Source organism: Afipia broomeae ATCC 49717 (assembly GCF_000314675.2).
Classification (GTDB): domain Bacteria; phylum Pseudomonadota; class Alphaproteobacteria; order Rhizobiales; family Xanthobacteraceae; genus Afipia; species Afipia broomeae.
This window is the reverse complement of the sequence record NZ_KB375282.1, coordinates 1,622,264-1,638,991: the sequence shown is the minus strand read 5'-3', so window position 1 is coordinate 1,638,991 and position 16,728 is coordinate 1,622,264. Positions and strand designations below refer to the sequence as shown.

General features: G+C 61.5%; 18 protein-coding genes. 8 read left to right on the top strand and 10 right to left on the bottom strand.

Annotation, left to right across the window (positions count from 1 at the left end):
• Positions 1-2: 2 nt before the first annotated feature.
• The gene (locus HMPREF9695_RS07500) at positions 3-719 is read right to left on the bottom strand and encodes an ABC transporter ATP-binding protein (RefSeq protein WP_006020228.1); all 717 of its coding nucleotides are present in this window, start codon (positions 717-719) and stop codon (positions 3-5) included.
• The gene (locus HMPREF9695_RS07495; RefSeq protein WP_006020227.1) at positions 712-1,467 is read right to left on the bottom strand and encodes an ABC transporter ATP-binding protein; all 756 of its coding nucleotides are present in this window, start codon (positions 1,465-1,467) and stop codon (positions 712-714) included. The genes HMPREF9695_RS07500 and HMPREF9695_RS07495 overlap by 8 nt, the downstream gene beginning before the upstream one ends.
• 342 nt (positions 1,468-1,809) lie before the next feature.
• Between HMPREF9695_RS07495 and HMPREF9695_RS07490 the strand changes: the two genes are divergently transcribed.
• Entirely contained in the window at positions 1,810-2,415 is a 606-nt protein-coding gene (locus tag HMPREF9695_RS07490; protein WP_006020226.1) for a PAS domain-containing protein, read from the top strand.
• A 25-nt stretch (positions 2,416-2,440) separates the two neighbouring features.
• Here HMPREF9695_RS07490 and HMPREF9695_RS07485 read toward each other — a convergent pair whose 3' ends face one another.
• The 3 genes from HMPREF9695_RS07485 to HMPREF9695_RS07475 all read right to left on the bottom strand — a co-directional run bounded on the left by HMPREF9695_RS07485 (position 2,441) and on the right by HMPREF9695_RS07475 (position 4,911).
• Positions 2,441-3,766, bottom strand: coding sequence for a dicarboxylate/amino acid:cation symporter (locus tag HMPREF9695_RS07485; RefSeq protein ID WP_006020225.1), 1,326 nt, complete (start codon positions 3,764-3,766; stop codon positions 2,441-2,443).
• Between the two features lie 170 nt (positions 3,767-3,936).
• A complete protein-coding gene (locus HMPREF9695_RS07480) occupies positions 3,937-4,284 on the bottom strand; it encodes an ArsC family reductase (protein WP_006020224.1) in 348 nt (115 codons plus the stop codon).
• 30 nt (positions 4,285-4,314) lie between these two features.
• On the bottom strand, positions 4,315-4,911 hold the full coding sequence (locus HMPREF9695_RS07475) for a 2'-5' RNA ligase family protein (protein WP_006020223.1): 597 nt from the start codon (positions 4,909-4,911) through the stop codon (positions 4,315-4,317).
• A gap of 136 nt (positions 4,912-5,047) precedes the next feature.
• Between HMPREF9695_RS07475 and HMPREF9695_RS07470 the strand changes: the two genes are divergently transcribed.
• Both HMPREF9695_RS07470 and HMPREF9695_RS07465 read left to right on the top strand, forming a co-directional pair.
• A complete protein-coding gene (locus HMPREF9695_RS07470) occupies positions 5,048-5,386 on the top strand; it encodes an ArsR/SmtB family transcription factor (RefSeq protein ID WP_006020222.1) in 339 nt (112 codons plus the stop codon).
• Positions 5,383-5,868 carry an SRPBCC family protein gene (locus tag HMPREF9695_RS07465; RefSeq protein ID WP_006020221.1) on the top strand — a complete coding sequence of 162 codons (486 nt, stop codon included), beginning with the start codon at positions 5,383-5,385 and terminating at the stop codon, positions 5,866-5,868. The genes HMPREF9695_RS07470 and HMPREF9695_RS07465 overlap by 4 nt, the downstream gene beginning before the upstream one ends.
• A 71-nt stretch (positions 5,869-5,939) precedes the next feature.
• Here the strand turns inward: HMPREF9695_RS07465 and ilvD are convergent, their stop codons facing one another.
• Positions 5,940-7,790 (bottom strand): dihydroxy-acid dehydratase, encoded by a 1,851-nt coding sequence (gene ilvD, locus HMPREF9695_RS07460; protein ID WP_006020220.1) that lies wholly within the window; start codon positions 7,788-7,790, stop codon positions 5,940-5,942.
• 97 nt (positions 7,791-7,887) lie between these two features.
• On the opposite strand from ilvD, the gene HMPREF9695_RS07455 reads away from it, so the two are divergent.
• On the top strand, positions 7,888-8,799 hold the full coding sequence (locus HMPREF9695_RS07455; protein WP_006020219.1) for a LysR family transcriptional regulator: 912 nt from the start codon (positions 7,888-7,890) through the stop codon (positions 8,797-8,799).
• Positions 8,800-8,927: 128 nt separating this feature from the next.
• A complete protein-coding gene (locus tag HMPREF9695_RS07450; RefSeq protein WP_006020218.1) occupies positions 8,928-9,902 on the top strand; it encodes a TY-Chap domain-containing protein in 975 nt (324 codons plus the stop codon).
• Between the two features lie 74 nt (positions 9,903-9,976).
• Here the strand turns inward: HMPREF9695_RS07450 and guaA are convergent, their stop codons facing one another.
• Positions 9,977-11,572, bottom strand: a complete 1,596-nt coding sequence (gene guaA / locus HMPREF9695_RS07445; protein WP_024921339.1) for a glutamine-hydrolyzing GMP synthase — start codon at positions 11,570-11,572, stop codon at positions 9,977-9,979.
• Positions 11,573-11,715: 143 nt separating this feature from the next.
• Between guaA and HMPREF9695_RS07440 the strand changes: the two genes are divergently transcribed.
• Complete coding sequence (locus HMPREF9695_RS07440) at positions 11,716-12,090, top strand: nuclear transport factor 2 family protein (RefSeq protein WP_006020216.1); 375 nt, start codon at positions 11,716-11,718, stop codon at positions 12,088-12,090.
• Positions 12,091-12,094: 4 nt separating this feature from the next.
• Here the strand turns inward: HMPREF9695_RS07440 and HMPREF9695_RS07435 are convergent, their stop codons facing one another.
• Together HMPREF9695_RS07435 and HMPREF9695_RS07430 are read right to left on the bottom strand one after the other, a co-directional pair.
• Positions 12,095-13,396 (bottom strand): RsmB/NOP family class I SAM-dependent RNA methyltransferase, encoded by a 1,302-nt coding sequence (locus tag HMPREF9695_RS07435; protein WP_006020215.1) that lies wholly within the window; start codon positions 13,394-13,396, stop codon positions 12,095-12,097.
• A gap of 54 nt (positions 13,397-13,450) precedes the next feature.
• Positions 13,451-13,798 carry a hypothetical protein gene (locus HMPREF9695_RS07430; protein ID WP_006020214.1) on the bottom strand — a complete coding sequence of 116 codons (348 nt, stop codon included), beginning with the start codon at positions 13,796-13,798 and terminating at the stop codon, positions 13,451-13,453.
• Positions 13,799-13,944: 146 nt separating this feature from the next.
• Here HMPREF9695_RS07430 and HMPREF9695_RS07425 point away from each other — a divergent pair, with 146 nt between their 5' ends.
• Entirely contained in the window at positions 13,945-14,469 is a 525-nt protein-coding gene (locus HMPREF9695_RS07425) for a hypothetical protein (RefSeq protein ID WP_006020213.1), read from the top strand.
• 183 nt (positions 14,470-14,652) lie between these two features.
• Positions 14,653-15,507 carry a metallophosphoesterase family protein gene (locus HMPREF9695_RS07420; RefSeq protein WP_006020212.1) on the top strand — a complete coding sequence of 285 codons (855 nt, stop codon included), beginning with the start codon at positions 14,653-14,655 and terminating at the stop codon, positions 15,505-15,507.
• A gap of 167 nt (positions 15,508-15,674) precedes the next feature.
• Here HMPREF9695_RS07420 and HMPREF9695_RS07415 read toward each other — a convergent pair whose 3' ends face one another.
• Positions 15,675-16,709 (bottom strand): NADP-dependent oxidoreductase, encoded by a 1,035-nt coding sequence (locus HMPREF9695_RS07415; RefSeq protein ID WP_006020211.1) that lies wholly within the window; start codon positions 16,707-16,709, stop codon positions 15,675-15,677.
• Positions 16,710-16,728 lie beyond the last annotated feature (19 nt).

Genomic DNA, 16,728 nt, shown 5'->3' with positions numbered 1-16,728 from the left:
ATTTAGACACCCAGATAGGTGTGCAGCTTGTCCATGTTGGCCTGGAGTTCGGAGTTGGCGAACGCGTCGATGATCTTGCCGTGCTCGACGATGTAGTAGCGATCGGCGACCGTCGAGGCGAAACGGAAGTTCTGTTCGACCAGAAGGATGGTGAACCCTTCCGCCTTCAGGCGTTTGATCATGTGCCCGATCTGCTGGATGATGACCGGAGCGAGGCCTTCGGTAGGCTCGTCCAGCATCAGGAACCGTGCGCCCGTGCGCAGGATGCGCGCGATCGCCAGCATCTGCTGCTCGCCGCCGGACAGTTTCGTGCCCTGGCTGCCGAGACGTTCCTTGAGATTGGGGAACAGTTCGAAAATCTGATCGAGCGTCATACCGCCGCTGCGGATGGTCGGCGGCAGCATCAGGTTTTCCTTGACGTCCAGGCTCGCGAAAATGCCGCGCTCCTCGGGACAGAACGCGACGCCAAGACGCGCGATCTTTTCGGACGGCAGCTTGATCAGTTCGGCGCCTTCGAATGCCACCGAGCCGGTGCGCTTGCCGATGATGCCCATGATCGACTTGAGCGTCGACGTCTTGCCTGCGCCGTTGCGGCCGAGCAGTGTCACCACCTCGCCCGAACGAACGTCGAAATTCATCCCGTGCAGGATGTGGGACTCGCCGTACCACGCTTCGAGATTCTTGACGGTGAGAACCGGGGAGCCCGCGGCGTTATTCATGGCCGGCTCCAAGATAGGCTTCCTTGACCTGCGGATGCTTGGTGAGTGTCGCGTAGTCGCCTTCCGCCAGCACCTTGCCGCGCGTCAGCACGGTGATCGTATCGGACAGGTGGGCGACGACATTCAGATTATGTTCGACCATCAGGATCGTATACTTCTGCGAGATGCGCTTGATCAGCGCGGCGACCTTGTCGATGTCTTCATGGCCCATGCCGGCCATCGGCTCATCGAGCAGCATCATTTCCGGATCGAGCGCCAGCGTGGTTGCGATCTCCAGCGCCCGCTTGCGGCCATACGGCATTTCCACCGCCGGCGTATTGGCGAATTCGCTCAGGCCAACATCGTCGAGCAGTTCCCGCGCACGGCCATTGAAGCGATCAAGCACCGACTTCGAGCGCCAGAAATCGAACGACTGACCATGCTGACGCTGCAAGGCGACCCGGACGTTCTCGAGGGCCGTGAGGTGCGGAAACACCGCCGAAATCTGGAAGGAACGGACAAGGCCCAGGCGCGCCACATCGGCGGGCGCCATCGCGGTGATGTCCTGCCCTTTATAGCGAATCTGGCCGCGCGTCGGTTTCAGGAACTTGGTCAGCAGATTGAAGCATGTCGTCTTCCCGGCCCCGTTCGGGCCGATCAGCGCATGAATGCTGCCGCGGCGAACCTTCAGATTGACGTCGCTCACGGCCACAAAGCCCGCGAACTCCTTGGTCAACCCGCTGGTTTCAAGGATGAACTCATCAGACAAGCAATTTCCCCCTGTCAGCCTTCACGCAGGCTTCCCGCGTGTGACCGTTTTGGTTGCAGCGCTCCTCGGCCGTTTCGCCGTCCCCGCACCGCACTCGGCCGGGAATATGCAGCGAATTGTAAGCGATGCGCAAGCTGCAATGCTGCCCAGCGAATACTGCGTAATCTCCAAAAAGTATAGCATCTACCATCGTCTAGGGCTTGAAGTTCACCTTCCGGGGTGCCCTTAAACCCATCGTTAAGCCTAATATTCGCCCAACTCCCCTCTTCACCAAATATTTCGACCGCAGCCCGATGATTGCTGGCAAGGACTTTCCCTCAATTCCATCGGGGGCCTTCGGCCATGGATTTCGAAAGTGCAGGTCCGGCTATCGTAAAGTCGATCAAGCAGCGCGAGCTGCTGAATTTCTGGCTGCGGCTTTACGCAAGGCACGAGCGCCTGCCGGCATTCGCTGACTACCGCCCCGAACGTCTCGCCGACGAGAGCGAGGATCTGGTCTATATCGTCGTCGAAGGTTCCGGCGGCGACACTCTCCGTTTTTTCATTGAAAGCGACGGCGACCGGATGTCGATCGCATTCGGGACCGCCGGCAAGGGCCGCGACCTTGAGGAATATATGGGCGTCAAGCTCGCGCCGGTCGTGATGCCGATCTATCGGGAATGCGTCCGGCGGCAGCTTCCGATGTTCACGATTTCGCAGATCAACGATCTTTACGGCCGCAAGGTCGACTACGAGCGGCTGCTGATGCCGTTCTCGGACGGCGACGGCGTCAACAGGATCATCGCCTCAATGAAGACGATCTCCGACGACGGCGGATTCGAGATCAGAAACCTGATGCGCGCAAACGACGTGCCGCCGAGTTACAAATTGCGCTCGGTGATCGACCAGGACTTGTTCCACAAGCTCCCCGGCCGGATCGCGCCCGGCGACACCATCGAGTTCGTCTAGCGCGATCCTTACGAGGCATCCGCGATCATGCGCGGATGTGTTCCATCTCTTCGCCAAGTTCGATGGGATGCGCCATCGCTTCGTGCAGCTTGTCCTTGTCGAGTTCGCCTTCCCAGCGGCTGATGACCACCGTCGCGACACCGTTGCCGATCAGGTTGGTCAGCGCGCGGCACTCGCTCATGAACTTGTCGATGCCGACCAGGATCGCCAGCGATGCGATCGGAATATCCGGCACGATCGCAAGCGTGGCCGCCAGCGTAATGAAACCTGCGCCCGTGACGCCCGATGCGCCTTTCGAGGTGACGATCGCGACACCGAGAATGCCGAGCTCCTGCCAGATCGTCAGGTGCGTGTTGGTCGCCTGCGCGAGGAACAGCGTCGCCAGCGTCATGTAGATATTGGTGCCGTCGAGATTGAAGCTGTATCCGGTCGGGATCACGAGACCGACCACACCGCGCGACGCGCCGAGCCGCTCCATTTTCTTGATCATGTTCGGCAGCACAGTCTCCGATGAACTTGTGCCGAGCACGATCAGAAGCTCATCCTTGATGTAAGCAATGAAACGCAGGATGGAGAATCCCGAAAACCGCGCGATGCCGCCAAGCACAAACAGGACGAAAAGAACGCTGGTGAGATAGAAGGTACCGATCAGCGCCACCAGATTCCACAACGCGCCGAGCCCATAGGCGCCCACGGTGAAGGCCATCGCACCGAACGCGCCGATCGGCGCCGCGCGGACGATGATGCGGATGACGCCAAAGAAGACTTTCGCAGCCATATCGATGGCATTGGCGATGGGCTCGCCTGCAGGCCCCATAAAGGCAATCGCGAAGCCCGACAGAATCGAAACCAGCAAAACCTGCAGCAGGTCGCCGTTTGCCAGAGCGCCGATGAAGCTGTTCGGAATGATCGCCATCAGGTGCGCGACGATGCCGTCTTCGCTTGCCTTGTGGACGTACGTGGCGACCGCTTTCGGATCGAGCGTCGCCGGATCGATGTTGAAGCCGCTGCCCGGCTGGATGATTTCGCCAACGAGCAGTCCGACGGCCAATGCAATCGTCGAGACGACCTCGAAATACAGCAGCGCCTTGAGGCCCACGCGGCCGACGCGCTTGAGGTCACCCATCGAGGAGATGCCGTGCACCACCGTGCAGAAAATCACGGGCGCGATCATCATCTTGATCAGCGAAATAAAGCCGTCGCCGAGCGGCTTCAGCGCCTTTCCGGTGCCCGGATAAAAATGTCCCACCAGAACACCGAGTGCGATGGCGATCAGCACCTGGACATAGAGAATGGAATACCAGGGCGATTTTGTTGAGGCCGGTACTGATGGCGCGGCGGTGACTGTCATCGGAGAGATCCTGAGGGAGGGAAGCAAACGGTAAAATGGCACGTCCGGCGAACGTGCGCCAGAACGACGCACCCCTCAAGGAAAATTCGCGGATCAACGATATTTTATGGGCTATTCGCGCCAAGCATGGGTCAAAGCCTTGACCACATCGGTGCCGGCTGCGCGCGGGCCTACTCGACCGCCGCCGCGTAGCTCTCCGGCTTGAAGCCGACCAGCAGCTTGCCGCCAACATCAAGAACAGGACGCTTGATCATGGACGGCTGGGCGAGCATCAGCGCCATCGCTTTCTTCTCGGTCAGATTGGTCTTCTCGGCGTCTGGAAGTTTACGGAACGTGGTGCCGGCCCGGTTCAATAAGGTTTCCCAGCCGACGGCCTTGCTCCAGCGTGCAAGGCGGTCCTTGTCGATGCCTGCCGTCTTGTAATCATGAAAGGTGTAGTCGACGCCGTGCTCGTCCAGCCACGCGCGGGCTTTCTTCATCGTGTCGCAGTTCTTGATGCCGTAGATGGTGATGGGCAAGCTCAATCCCTCGCATTTCTGAAACAGGATTTAGCGCTGTAGCGGCCAGCGCGCGAGATGATTGTGCACTCCCTGGCCGATAAGGCTGTGCACGAAAACGAAATCAGTCACGGTCCAGCCGAGCGATTCAATCGGGTGCTCGTCCACCAGCCGCCTGTCGTAAAGCAGTGTCATGTGCGGCGTGAAATGCTGTCTGACCCGCCGACCTAGTCCGGCCCTTGTCATCGCTTCGCCAACGGCGCGGTGAAACATCGTCATCGCGGCAATGTCCCTGCCCGCACGCAACACAAAGGGCCGCGTCTTTCTTTTGCTGGTGAAACTCCCGATGCGATCGAAACTGATCTCGAACGGCGGCAGTGAAACCCCTGGTGCCGCCATGCAAACCGCCTCGACGAGATTCTGAGGCAATCCGTTGTACGCGCCGAGATAATGCAGCGTGACATGAAGCCTGCACGGTGAAAGCGGCTCGCCCTGCAGTCCATGGCTGTGGCGAAGCCGCTGAATCAGATCGCCGATGCGGTCGGCCATCGCAGCCGGAGGCACAACGGCCAGGAACAGGCCGTCCGTTGGCTCAGGCAGCGTGGGTAGTTTTGGTTCAAACCCTTGAAAAACAAACTGTTCGGGCATGATCTGAACCTCTTTACGCAAAAGAACAAAAAATGAACATTCTTGCAGGCAATCCAAAGATGCAAGCGGAATTTCCCCGCTTGACGACCGGGTCGTCCAATCATATTTAAGTATCTACTTAAATACAGATTGAACCATGCCAGCAAACGCCCTCGACATGACCTTCAAGGCGCTCGCCGATCCGACGCGGCGCGCGATCCTTGCTCGCCTCGCGCTGGGCGAAACCTCCGTGCAGGAACTGGCAAAGCCGTTCGCCATGAGCCTCCCCGCCGTCTCCCAGCATCTGAAGGTTCTGGAAACCGCCGGCCTCGTCACACGCGGACGGGCGGCGCAATGGCGGCCATGCCGCCTTGAGCCAAAGGCGCTGAAGGAAGCGACCGAATGGCTCGATCAATACCGGCAGTTCTGGGAGCAGAGCTTCGGCAAGCTCGATCTGTATTTGAAAGACATCCAGGCAAAGGAAACAGATACATGACGGCAACGACTCTCAAGGTCAGGGCGAGCTCACCGGCAGATCAGCCCACCATCACCATGGAACGCGAATTCGATGCTCCGCCGGACGTGCTGTTCCGCGCTTTCACCGAGGCCGAAGCGTTGAAAACATGGTACGGCCCCAACGGCTTCACCATCACGGTGCTCGCGATGGATTTTCGCGTCGGCGGCCTCTTCCGGTTCACGATGCACGGTCCGGACGGCACGGATTATCCGAACCGCATCGAGTATCGCGACATCAAGCCGGGAGAGCGCCTCGACTATCGCCACGGTTCGGACATCGACAACGATCCGAACGCATTCGAAGTCACGACCACCTTCAAGGCCCTTGGCCCAAAGCGTACGCTGCTGACCAGGACGTCAGTCTTCCCGTCCATCGAGGCGCGCAACGCCGTCATGAAGTTCGGTGCGGTCGAACTCGGCATGCAGACGCTGGAGAAGCTGGCTGCGTATGTGAAGAAATAATCTGACATACACGGCAGAACGCCGCCGCCTTATGACAGGCAGCGGCGCTCGAAGAACTTCTCAGATGCGAATTACTTCTCGACCTGAGACACATCGCGAACGGCGCCGCGCGAAGCGTTGGTCGTCAGCGCCGCATAAGCGCGCAACGCAGGCGACACCACACGGTTGCGGTCGACCGGCTTCCAGGCAGCATTGCCCTTGGCTTCCATCGCTGCACGCCGCGCCGCCAGCACGGCATCGTCGAGTTCGACGCTGATAATGCGATTCGGAATATCGATCAGGATCGGATCGCCGGTCTCGACCAGTCCGATCAATCCGCCTTCCGCCGCTTCCGGCGAGACGTGGCCGATCGACAGACCCGAGCTTCCGCCCGAGAACCGGCCATCAGTCACCAGCGCGCAAACCTTACCGAGGCCCTTCGACTTCAGGTAGCTGGTCGGATAGAGCATTTCCTGCATGCCGGGGCCGCCCTTCGGTCCTTCATAGCGCACCACAACGACTTCACCCGGCTTCACCCTGTTGCCGAGGATGCCGGACACCGCGTCGTCCTGGCTTTCGAAGACATGCGCCGTGCCGCGGAAGGTGAGGATCGATTCATCGACGCCTGCGGTTTTCACGATGCAGCCTTCCGGCGCGATGTTGCCGAACAGCACCGCAAGCCCGCCGTCCTTCGAGAACGGATGTTCGGCCGAACGGATCACGCCCTTCTCGCGATCGGTATCGAGTTCGTCCCAGCGTGCGGACTGGCTGAAAGCGACCTGAGTCGGCACGCCGCCGGGCGCGGCGCGGAAGAAGTTGCGGACGGACTCGCTGTTGGTGCGGCCGATGTCCCAGCGGTTGAGCGCATCGGCCATGGTCGGCGCGTGCACGGTCGGCAGGCTGGTATCGATCAGGTTGGCACGTTCGAGTTCGCCGAGAATGGCCATCACGCCGCCGGCGCGATGCACGTCTTCCATGTGAACGTCGTTCTTCGCGGGCGCAACCTTGCAGAGGCACGGCACGCGACGCGACAGCCGGTCGATGTCGGCGATGGTGAAATCGACCTCGCCTTCCTGTGCCGCAGCCAGAAGGTGCAGCACGGTGTTGGTCGAACCGCCCATCGCGATGTCGAGGCTCATGGCATTCTCGAACGCGGCGAAGTTGGCGATGTTACGCGGCAGCGCGCTCGCGTCATCCTGCTCGTACCAGCGGCGCGCGAGATCGACGATCACATGGCCCGCCTCGCGGAACAGCCGCTCGCGGTCGGCATGCGTCGCCAGCACGGAACCGTTGCCCGGCAGCGAGAGACCCAGCGCCTCGGTCAGACAGTTCATCGAGTTCGCCGTGAACATGCCCGAGCATGAGCCGCAGGTCGGACACGCCGAACGCTCGACCGCGGCAACTTCCGCGTCGGTGTAGCTGTCATCAGCGGCGACGATCATCGCATCGATCAGATCGACCGAGCGCTTGGTGCCTTTCACGACAACCTTGCCCGCTTCCATCGGACCGCCCGAAACAAAGACGGTCGGGATGTTGAGCCGCATCGCGGCCATCAGCATGCCGGGGGTGATCTTGTCGCAATTTGAAATGCACACCAGCGCGTCGGCGCAGTGCGCATTGACCATGTATTCGACAGCGTCAGCGATCAGCTCGCGGCTCGGCAGCGAATAGAGCATGCCGCTGTGGCCCATCGCGATGCCGTCATCGACGGCGATGGTGTTGAATTCCTTCGCGACGCCGCCGGCGGACTCGATTTCACCGGCGACGAGTTGCCCGAGATCCTTCAGATGCACATGGCCCGGCACGAACTGGGTGAAGCTGTTGGCAATCGCAATGATCGGCTTTCCGAAGTCCGAGTCCTTCATGCCTGTCGCGCGCCAGAGGCCGCGTGCGCCGGCCATGTTGCGGCCGTGGGTGGAGGTTCTGGAGCGGTATGCCGGCATGATTGTTTCCTCTTTTATGGGAACGGTTCCAATAAAGGGGTTATTTGCTGCTGTAAAATATATTATTAGGAGCTAATTAGGTCGCTCAGAGTATTAAATGGATATCCGCCAGCTCAGGCATTTCGTGACCGTCGCCGACACCCTGCACTTCGGCCGGGCCGCCGAACGCCTCGGCATGACCCAGCCGCCGCTCAGCCAGTCCATCATGTTGCTCGAGCGCGAACTCGGCGCGCCGCTTTTCGTGCGCACCAAACGCAGCGTAGCGCTGACACCTTTCGGCGCCGAGTGGCTGCCGCGTGTCCGGGCTGCGCTGGACGGCGTGAATGCCCTGCCGGAGATCGCGCAGCAGTTGCGCGACGGCTCAGCCGGGCGCCTCGCGCTCTCGTTTGTCAGCACGGCGGATTACAGCATTCTGCCGCTGCTGGTGCGCGGTTACGCGTCGCTCTACCCGAATGTCGAGATCACGCTGACCGAGGCGACCAGCAACGTGCAGATCGCGAACCTGCTCGAAGGCCACGGCCACGTCGGTCTGGTGATCCCGCCCCCGGGTTCCGCGCTTCCCAAGCAACTGTCTTATCTGCCGCTCGTCACCGAACCATTGGTCGCCGCCGTGCCTGAAAGCTGGCTTGCGGACGGCACGCTATCGCTTTCGGAGGCTCGTCTCGCGCCGGAGTCTGTCGTGAGCGCGCCGCTCATCATTTTTCCGAGACAAAGCGCACCTGCCTTCCACGATCTCGTCACCGAGTACTATACGGCGCATGGCGGCCACGCGCGGATCGCGCAGGAAGCGATCCAGATGCAGACCATCATCAGTCTCGTCTCGGCGGGCATGGGCATCGCGCTGGTGCCCGCCTCGCTGCGCAATTTGGCGCGCACCGGCGTGCGCTACGTCGATCTGGCGGGCGACGCGCCGATCCTCGAAACCGGCATCACATGGCGCACCGGCGACACCACGCCAACCATCGAACGCTTTGTCAGCATCGCGCGGGAAATGGCGGGCGGCGGGTAATCTTCCACGCGAAATCACGCCGGTCAGCAACTTGGGATTGACGTCCGCTTCTTAATGCAATCTTCTTTCTGACGGCGACACCAGCAAGTCGCCGCAAGTTCGAGGTCTTTGCGTTGCGGGGGTTGCGCATGGGGCAGTTCGGATTTCAGCGCGCGCGGGCGGCGCTCGCGGCACTTGCATTGTGGGCCGCGACAAGCCCAGGCGCAGCACAAACACCGAATATCCGCATCGACGAAGCGTTGCAGAACATCACCTCGCTGGTCCGCGCAGGCCGTGTAGGTTACGCAACGTTCTGGGACGGCAATAAATACATTCAATGCAGACGCATTTCGGATCGCAGCCTCCGCTGCGAAGCGGCGGGAACGTCGATGCAGCCTTCCCTGAAAAGCGTGCTGACCGGTGATCGTTTGACCCGGCTTTCAGCACTCGGCTGGACACTCGATCCTAGCTTCGGAAACTACGTGCAGATATTTCCCGCGGACATGCCGACGGACCGCGCAGCGGATCACGTTGTGCGGGCGCTGGTCGAAGCTTATGCCGCGAACGTCAATGACCTGGATGTGGCAACCAGTTGGGTTGCGGACACACCCTGCCCGCCCCGCAACGGCCCCTCGCAAAATCTCGCGGGGAGCGTGAACGACGCGCCGTCCATGCGCGCAACCGCGGTGCGGACATGCTTCTACACGCCACCGGCCGCGACAACGCAAACGGCCAGTTCAGCGGCGGAGTTGGTCGCGATCTATGGCACGAGCACAACCGCCGAAATCCAGCGGCTCCGGATCAACGCCACGCGGCGTGTCTATACCGTGTTCGATGCAGGCATAGGCTACATCCAGTGCGCTCCGGAGGTCCCGCCTGTCGCGATCTACTGCGAAGCCCAGTCGGCGGAAAGCTGGGCGGCGCTGACAACTGTTCTCACGCCCGAGCGCATCGCGCGATTACACAACGCTGGATATGCCGATCCCGGCCGTGCTCCGAACTACTCTAAGAGCTATGCCCTCGACAAATACAAGGATGCCGCCATCGCCAGCGAGATATTGACCATCCTGCACGAAGCGTACGGCTACACGGGCGCGACCAGGCTCAAAACGACGACGGAGTAGAACGCGCGAACCTTTTCGGGATCAACGATGACTGGCGCCATGGGCTCGCCCGCTCTCCGCCGCTTATCGGCCCCTCATTCCCATTCGATCGTCCCCGGCGGCTTCGACGTGACGTCGTAGACCACGCGGTTGACGCCCTTCACCTCGTTGATGATGCGGGTTGCGGTCTCGCCGAGAAATTTCATGTCGAACGGATAGAAATCCGCCGTCATGCCGTCGGTGGATGTCACCGCGCGCAGGCCGACAACGTATTCGTACGTGCGGCCGTCGCCCATCACGCCAACGGTCTTCACCGGCAGCAGCACCGCGAACGCCTGCCAGATGGTGTCGTAGAGACCCGCCTTGCGGATCTGGTCGATATACACCGCATCGGCTTCGCGCAGGATGTCCAGCTTCTCGCGGGTGATCTCGCCCGGACAGCGGATCGCAAGCCCCGGACCCGGAAACGGATGGCGTCCCACGAACACGTCCGGCAGGCCGAGTTCGCGGCCCAGCGCGCGCACCTCGTCCTTGAAGAGTTCGCGCAAGGGTTCGACCAGCTTCATCTTCATGCGCGCGGGCAGGCCGCCGACATTGTGATGCGACTTGATCGTCACCGACGGGCCGCCGGTGAACGAGACGCTTTCGATCACGTCGGGATAGAGCGTGCCCTGGGCGAGGAAATCCGCGCCCCCGATCTTCTTGGCTTCTTCATCGAACACATCGATGAACAGACGCCCGATGGTCTTGCGCTTCACTTCCGGATCGGTGACGCCCTCAAGCTCGCCGAGGAAGGTCTTCGACGCGTCCACGTGAACCAGCGGAATGTTGTAATGATGCCGGAACAGATCGACGACGGTCTTGGCCTCGTCCTTGCGCAGCATGCCGTGATCGACGAACACGCAGGTGAGCTGATCGCCGATGGCTTCGTGAATCAGGATCGCCGCGACGGATGAATCGACGCCGCCCGACAGGCCGCAGATCACCCTGCCCTTGCCGACCTGCGCGCGGATTTTTTCAATCGCTTCCTCGCGGAAGGCGCGCATGGTCCAGTCGCCCTTGAGGCCAGCCACCTTGCGCACGAAATTCCTGATCAGCTTTGCGCCATCCGGCGTATGCACCACTTCGGGATGAAACTGCATCGCGTAGAACTTGCGCTTGTCGTCGGCGATCACGGAGATCGGCGAGCCCGGCGCTTTCGCCACGCCGCGAAAACCGTCCGGCAGCTTGGTGACGCGGTCACCGTGGCTCATCCAGACGTAGTGCTTTTCGCCAACCTTCCAGACATCCTCGAACAGCGCACAATCGTCCGTGACCTCGATCAGCGCGCGGCCGAACTCGCGGTGATGCCCGGCCTCGACCGTGCCGCCGAGCTGCTGCGCCATGGTCTGCTCGCCGTAGCAGATGCCGAGGACAGGCACGCCCGCGGTCAGGATCGACATCGGCGCGGACGGTGCATCCTGATCGAGCACCGAGGCCGGGCCGCCGGACAGGATCACGGCTTTAGGCTTCATCTCCCGGAAAGCCGCTTCGGCCTTCTGGAACGGCACGATTTCTGAATAAACGCCGTCCTCACGGACACGGCGCGCGATGAGCTGGGTCACCTGCGAGCCGAAATCGACAATCAGAATCTTTTCGTGAGCGGCCGCCACGTCGGGCGTCGCTGGAGCGGTCTGGCTGTGTGCTGTCATGGGCAGGAAATACGCGACGGGGGGCGGAGTCGCAACCCGGCAAAGCGGGTCCACTGGCGCAATCCACCCATCAAAAAGCTCCCCGTTGACTTGCCTCTAATTAGGTCAATAATCCTGACCTAATTATAAAATGGGAGCGAAAAATGCAAGCTCTGGAGAAGACGCTGGCACAACGCACCGCCTTCGCGGACACCTGGATCGGCGCCTGGAACAGCCGGGATCTCGACCGGGTCCTGGCGCTCTATGCCGAAGACAGCGAAATGGTCTCGGACAAGATCATCAAGCTGGGTTTCGATCCGAACGGACGGCTGCGCGGCAAGGACAACCTTCGCGCCTATTGGGGCCGCGCCCTGCCCCTGCGCCCGAAGCTCCATTTCACGCTGATCAATGCCTTCGTCAGTCCGGACAGCCTTGTCGTGTTCTACCGCGATGAACTCGGACACGAGATCTGCGAATATCTGCGCCTAAATGCAGACGGCAAGATCGTTCAGGGATCGGCCAACCATCTTCACGGATGACAGATCAGGTCCGGCGCTTCATCACCGACACAAAAAACCCGTCCGTTCCGGTCCGGCGCGGGGTCATCAGCAACCCCTCGTCCGACTGGATCGTTGCGGCGGCGAAATCGTCCGCCTTGTCCCAAAGCACCGACATCACCTGCGCAGGTGGCACCACTGAATAATCCGGATGGCGCGCCGTGAAAGCTTTCACCTGCGCGTTGTTCTCCTGCGGCAGAACCGAACAGGTGATGTAGGCGATCCGCCCGCCCGGCTTCGCCAGCGAGGCCGCGCGATTCAGCACTTCGATCTGATCCTTGATGCGAACCTCCAGTGCGCCGGGGCGCATCCGCCACTTCGCATCGGGATTGCGCCGCCAGGTTCCGGTGCCGGTGCACGGCGCGTCGATCACCACGAGATCCGCCGACGCCTTGATGTCGGACAGCGTATCGTCGGGGCCCTTCGGCGTGCGTACATCGGCGTTGTGAACGCCTGCGCGCGACAGCCGCTCGTGGATCGGCGCGAGCTGCCGCTTGTCGTGGTCGGTCGCAATCAGCCGGCCCTTGCCCTGCATCATCGCCGCCAGCGCCAGCGTCTTGCCGCCTGCGCCTGCGCACATGTCGATCACCTGCTCGCCGGGCTTCGCCCCGGTCAGGAACGCCGCAAGTTGCGAGCCTTCGTCCTGCACCTCGACACCGCCCTTGATGAAATCCTCTTCCGAATGGATGCCCGGATTGCGCGCATCGGCGCCGAGATCGATCCGCAATCCCCATGGCGACCACGGCGTGGCCCGCGCGCCGAGATGCTTCATCGAGCCCAGCACCTTCTCATGCTTGGCCTTCAGGGTGTTGACGCGCAAATCGAGTGGCGCACGACTGGCCATCGCGGTGGCTTCCTCCACACGCGTATCACCGAACACGGCGGCGAATTGAGCATCGAGCCATTCAGGGTAATCGCCCGCGACGTGCGCCGGCGCATCCTTCAGCGTCCGCGATGTGAATGCGGCGCGTTCGGTGTCCGTGAGAGGCTCGGGCGCGAAACGCCCGCCATCGCACAGCGCCGCAACGGCATCGGCGCTGAGCCCGCGTTCAAGCTTGAGCATGCCGAGCAGCCGCGCACGCGGCGTGTCGGCATCCATCAGCCACGCCGACGACGCGCGGCGGCGAAGCACGTCGAACACCAGTCCTGCAATCGCGGCGCGGTCGCCCGAACCTGCGAAACGATGCGCGGTGCCCCACTCCTTCAGCGCGTTCGGCGCGGGAACGCGCTGCGCGTCGATCGCTTGAAGAATCTCAATGGCTGCGGACAGCCGCGCGGCAGGCGTCATCGTGGTCTTTCATGCATGCAAGATCAGAGAACAGACGCCTGACCTAGCCGCGTCTCAGATGAGAAACAAGACGCGAATGGCGAAATACAGCCACATGGCCAGCAGGACCAGCGCCCCTGAGATGAAAAACAGCGATCCGCGCGCATTCGCGGTGGTGACCAGAAATCCGGCCTGAAACACCTGCAGCACCACGAACACCCAGGCCAGCAAGACCATGATCAGGTCGGCATGCCGGGTCTCGATCGCCAGCACGACCACCACATAAAACAGCGTATGGAGATGATAACCGAACCAGTCGCCATCCACGGCAGGCCTTGTCCCATCGCGCCCGCGCCAGAACAGGACAAGCAACGTCAGGCCGACCAGAACGAATGTCGGCAGCAGAATCATCTGAATCATCATTTGAAATACCCCAAATCCGGCGCAGCCCGCGCCTTAGCAGCCTCTGCCCGCCCGGAAAATCATTCCCGGCGGACTGTGAACCTGTCCACAGACAACGACGACCAATGCTCAGAAGTTCCATTTTCAGGGTCAGACCGGGTGCTGAGATGACCAACGCAACAAAGGGCATGACAACTCTCCGCGGCGTCGCCGTGCGCAGCCTCGGCGTCGTTCTCATGATGGGCGCGCTGGCAGCCGGCGCTTTCAGCCTGCGCACCGCCGCGCTCACGCATCTCGGAATCATCGCCACGGCACCCGCTGTGGAATTTGAAATCCGGCTGCCGCCCGCTCTGGCGGGGGCCGACCTGAAGCGCGATGCGCAGGTGCAGCTCCTGACCGATCTCAATCAGACACTGGCGCAGCTCGATGGCGATCTGCGCGCGACGGCAGACGGACGCGCCGTGCTGCGCGGTCACGTTCCGCTGAAGTTCCGGACCTCGGAGCGCATGGTCATTCTCAGCCTGCCCGGTCAGGCGCAGCGCGCATTCAAGCTGCGGCTGCCGCCGAACCCCAGCCCGTCCGATGAATTCGGACCATGGCACATGGTCGATCGCGTCGTGTCCGGCGCGCACACTGAAACGGCACGAGGACGACCGGACGACACCTTCGCTATCCGTTACCGCGTGCTGTGAAGCACCGGTCGCCAGAATCTTTATAACCGAAGCATTTTCAAGATCGCTATTTTCAACGGGGACGCACTTCATCACCTAAAAATTTTTCCATTTTCTCCGCACGTTTTAAACGCACCACACTGATCATCAGGCCATCTCACTGACATGCGCCGCGTGTAAGTTGCTCCGCAAAGGAGCCTCGCCATGTCCAGCGTAAAGCCCAGCTTCCGTCTGACCCAGATCACCGACACACATCTCGGCGCCCGCTTTCCCGAGTTCATCGAAAATTTCCACCGGGTGAGCCAGCACATCGACGACAACAGGCCCGACATCGTCATCAACAGCGGCGACGTTGCGTTCGATGGCCCGGATCATCCGGACGATCTCGATTTCGCAAAAGCCCTGCACGACGCGCTGCCCGTCGACTGCCGGTATCTTCCCGGCAATCACGACATCGGCGACAATCCGACCCTGGTCGGCGTGCAACCCACACAGCGCGCCTCCGAAGAAAACCGGCAGAACTTCATTGCGACATTCGGCGAAGATCGCTGGCAGTTCGATGCAGCGGGCTGGTGTTTCATCGGACTGAACTCGCTGGTGATGAACACCTCACTCCCCTGCGAGGCCGAACAGCGCGAATGGCTCGCCGAGCAATTGTCCGTAGCCCATGGCAAGCCGGTGGCGCTGTTCATTCACAAGCCGCTCTACAAGGACTCACCAGACGATGCAGAGCTTGCGGCCACATCATTCCGCTACGTCCCGATGCCAGCGCGCAGCGATCTGGTCGATATGCTGGGCGGCGCGAATCCGCGGCTGGTGGCCTGCGGCCATGTCCATCAGCGCCGGGACGTCACGTTCGGCAACGTGCGCCACATCTGGGCGCCATCGACCTCCTTCGTGATCAAGTCCAACGCGAAGCAGGAACTGATCGGCATCAAGGAAACCGGGCTGGTCGAATACGTTTTTCAGCCGGACGGCTTCGAGGTCCGCCACATTCGCGCGGCGGGGCAGATCAATCTCGATCTGTTTTCGGTGCTGGAGCCCTCGACAATGGTGTGACCTTGAATGTCGGAACTGAAATACCGCATTCGATGCACATGCGATGCAATTCCCTCTCCCGTGGGGAGAGGGTTGGGGTGAGGGCGTAGAATCTATCGAGAGACCGTACGCCCTCACCCGATGCACTTCGTGCATCGACCTCTCCCCACGGGAGAGGTGAAGCCGCGTTACACCTTGTCGGGCCCGACGCGCACAAGCTGCTTGCCGAAGTTCGCACCCTTGAGCAGGCCGATGAACGCTTCCGGCGCGCTCTCGATACCCTCGGTGACGAACTCCTTGTGCTTGAGCTTGCCTTCCTTGAGCCACTGCGACATGTCGCGGATGAAATCCGGGAACATCGCCGCGAAGTCGCTGACGATGAAACCGCGGAATGTCAGGCGCTTCACCAGAATGGCGCGCATGATCGAATTCGCCCACGGCGGCGTCGGCGTGTCCTTGCCGAAGATGGTGTTGTAGTCGGCGATCAGTCCGCACACCGGGATTCGCGCGAACGGATTCAACTGCGGAAACACCGTATCGAACACCTTGCCGCCGACGTTCTCGAAGTAAACGTCGATGCCCTTCGGACAGGCGTCCTTCAGCTTGGCCTTCAGGTCCGGATCGCGATGGTCGAGACAGTCGTCGAAGCCGAGTTCGTTCTTGACGTAATCGCACTTGTCCTTGCCGCCGGCGATGCCGACCGCGCGCGCGCCCTTGATCTTCGCGATCTGGCCGACCGCCGAACCAACAGCGCCCGACGCAGCCGCAACCACCACTGTCTCGCCCGCCTTCGGTTTGCCGATTTCAAGCAGGCCGGTGTAGGCGGTCATGCCCGGCATACCGAGCACGCCCACCGCCGTCGAGATCGGCGCGATTTTCGGGTCGACCTTGCGCAGTCCCTTGCCGTCCGACAGGCCGTACTGCTGCCAGCCCGAATGCGCGAGCACGATGTCGCCCTTGGCGAAACCGGGGTTGTTCGACGCAACGACCTCGGCGACCGTGCCGCCTTCCATCACGCCGTCGATCGGCACCGGCGCCGAGTAAGACGGTCCATCGCTCATGCGGCCGCGCATGTACGGATCCAAAGACAGCCAGATCGTGCGCAGCAGGATCTGCCCCTCGCCCGGCGTCGGCACCGGATATTCCTCAAGCCGAAAATTGCCCGGCTTCGGTTCGCCCTCGGGACGGGACGCAAGGACGATACGCTTGGCTGACTGGGACATGGTGTTTCCTCGGTTTCTA